Annotated in this window: 2 protein-coding genes; both read left to right on the top strand. The window is 61.8% G+C overall.

Annotated features, from left to right (window positions below; all coding sequences use genetic code 11):
- Positions 1–95 precede the first annotated feature (95 nt).
- Positions 96–1,997 (top strand): sensor histidine kinase, encoded by a 1,902-nt coding sequence (locus DBR24_RS25945; RefSeq protein ID WP_123466196.1) that lies wholly within the window; start codon positions 96–98, stop codon positions 1,995–1,997.
- A 44-nt stretch (positions 1,998–2,041) separates the two neighbouring features.
- A partial coding sequence (locus tag DBR24_RS25950; RefSeq protein WP_256591839.1) for a sigma-54 dependent transcriptional regulator occupies positions 2,042–2,663 on the top strand: 622 nt, incomplete at its 3' end.

Here is a 2,663-nt window from a genome sequence, read left to right on the forward strand (position 1 = left end):
CGCAGCCGATCGGGGATAAATCCCCTCGCCACAAGTTCCGCGCTCGAACAAACCAGCATGCTGTTAGCCATGCTGGTTGACCCAAGGCATCTGTGATGAAATGCGACCCCACTCTCTATCGCGCCGCGCCGCCATCACTTGCCGTGAAACCTCGCCTGATCCGTCATTTGTTCCTGCCGCCGTTGATCATCGCCCTGATGATCGGATTGGGTTTTGCCGGCTTCTGGACCAGCGAACATTTCGGCATCCGCAGCCTTGGCGAGAACGGCCAGCGTCAGCTGGAACTGCACGCCCGCGCAGTCGAAAGCGAGATCAGCAAATACACCTACCTGCCCAGCCTGCTGGAACTGGAAACCAGTGTCCCGCAACTGCTGGCCGACCCGACCCCGGAACACCGGCAAACGGTCAATGCTTATCTTGAAGGTCTGAACCGGCGCAGCCGCAGTCGGGCCATCTACGTCATGGACACCACCGGCCGCGTGATGGCCACCAGCAACTGGCGCGATGTCGACAGCTATCTGGGTGAAGACCTGTCCTTCCGCGCCTATTTCCAGAAAGCCGTACGCGGCGAACCTGGCCGCTTCTACGGCATCGGCAGCACCAATGGCGAGCCCGGTTATTACCTCGCTCACGGTCTCGAAGAGCATGGCAAGATCATCGGCGTCGCCGTGGTCAAAGTGCGGCTGGAAGCCATGGAAGAACGTTGGCAGCGCGCGCGTCTGGAAGCCTTCGTCAGCGATGAAAACGGCATCATCATTCTTTCCAGTGATCCGGCCCGACGTCTGAAAGCTGTCATTCCCTTGAGTGAAGACACCAAGGAAAAACTTGCCCGAAGCCTGCAGTACTACTGGTACCCGCTCAACGAACTGCAACCTTTGGCTCGCGAAACCCTGTCCGAAGGCGTGGAAAAACTCACCTTCCCCGCCAACAGCGAAGTGCCGTCTGGCGAGGATGACATCAGCTATCTGGCGCAGACCCGCCCGTTGAGTGACACGCCCTGGAATTTCACCTTGCTCACACCTTTGCAGGATTTGCGTCGCGAAGCGATCAACCAAGGCATTCTGGTCGCGGTCGCCTTTGCCTTGGTGGCGTTCCTGCTGATCGCCTGGAACGAGCGGCGCAAAGTCATCGCCACCCGGCTCGCCGCCCGCGAAGCCTTGCAGGAAGCCAACAATCAGCTGGAGCGTCGGATTACCGAACGTACCTCGGACTTGCGCGCCAGCAACGAGCGCCTCAAGAGCCAGATCCGCGAACGCCGTCAGGCAGAAGAAACCTTGCGCCGTGCCCAGGATGAACTGGTGCAGGCCGGCAAACTTGCGGCCATCGGCCAGATGTCCACCAGCATCGCCCACGAACTGAATCAGCCGCTGGCGGCGATGCGCACCCTCTCGGGCAATACCGTACGGTTTCTCGAGCGCGGTCAGCTCGATGTCGCCAGCACCAACCTCAAGACCATCAACGACCTGATCGACCGCATGGGCCGCATCACCGCAAGCCTGCGCTCGTTCGCCCGTCGCGGCGACAGCCACGGTCAGGCCAGCCTCGGCAAAGCGGTGGAGGCGGCGTTGCAATTGCTCGGCGCGCGGGTGGAACACTCGGCGCTGGTGCTGCACCGGCAATTCGCCGACGTGCAATTGCTGATCGACCAGACTCGCCTCGAACAGATTCTGGTCAATCTGATCGGCAACGCCCTCGATGCCATGCAGGCGCAACCGCTGCCGCAGCTGTGGCTGGAAGGTGAAGAGTTCAACGGTAAATATCGCCTGCGCGTGCGCGACAACGGTCATGGCATCGACGCCGAAGCACGCAAGCATCTGTTCGAACCGTTCTTCACCACCAAACCCGGTGAACAAGGCCTGGGCCTCGGCCTGACCCTGTCCGCCAGCCTCGCGGCCGCCACCGGCGGGCATCTGGGTGTCGAACACCCGGCCAGCGGTGGCACCACCTTCGTCCTCAGTTTACCGTTGGTAAGCCCTACTCCTGCCGAGCCAATATGAACCACGACCTTAGTGTGCTGATCGTCGAAGACGACCCCCATGTCCTGCTCGGTTGCCAACAGGCGCTGACCCTCGAAGACATTCCCTGCATTGGTGTGGGCAGCGCCGAAGAAGCACTGGAGCAGGTCGGCGACAATTTTGCCGGCATCGTCATCAGCGATATCCGCTTGCCGGGTATCGACGGCCTGGAGTTGCTGACCCGCCTGAAACAACGTGATCGCAGCCTGCCAGTGGTGCTGATCACCGGTCACGGCGACATCTCCATGGCGGTCGGTGCGATGCAGAAAGGCGCCTATGACTTCATGGAGAAGCCGTTCTCGCCGGAGCGCCTGGTCGATGTGGCGCGGCGCGCCCTGGAGCAACGCAGCCTGGCGCGGGAAGTGTCGTCGCTGCGTCGGCAACTGGCCGAACGCGATTCGCTCGAAGGCCGGATCATCGGCCGCTCGCCGGCGATGCAGAACCTGCGCGAACTGATCGCCAACGTCGCCGACACATCGGCCAACGTCTTGATCGAAGGCGAAACCGGTACCGGCAAGGAACTGGTCGCCCGCTGCCTGCACGACTTCAGCCGCCGCCACAGCAAGCAGTTCGTCGCACTGAACTGCGGCGGCCTGCCGGAGAACCTCTTCGAAAGCGAGATCTTCGGCCACGAGGCCAACGCCTTTA

The organism is Pseudomonas sp. HMWF006 (assembly GCF_003061205.1).
Lineage (GTDB): Bacteria > Pseudomonadota > Gammaproteobacteria > Pseudomonadales > Pseudomonadaceae > Aquipseudomonas > Aquipseudomonas monsensis.

Excerpts from the sequence above, each read along its gene's own strand:
- DBR24_RS25945 (WP_123466196.1), top strand. The coding sequence starts at position 96 with ATGAAATGCGACCCCACTCTCTATCGCGCCGCGCCGCCATCACTTGCC.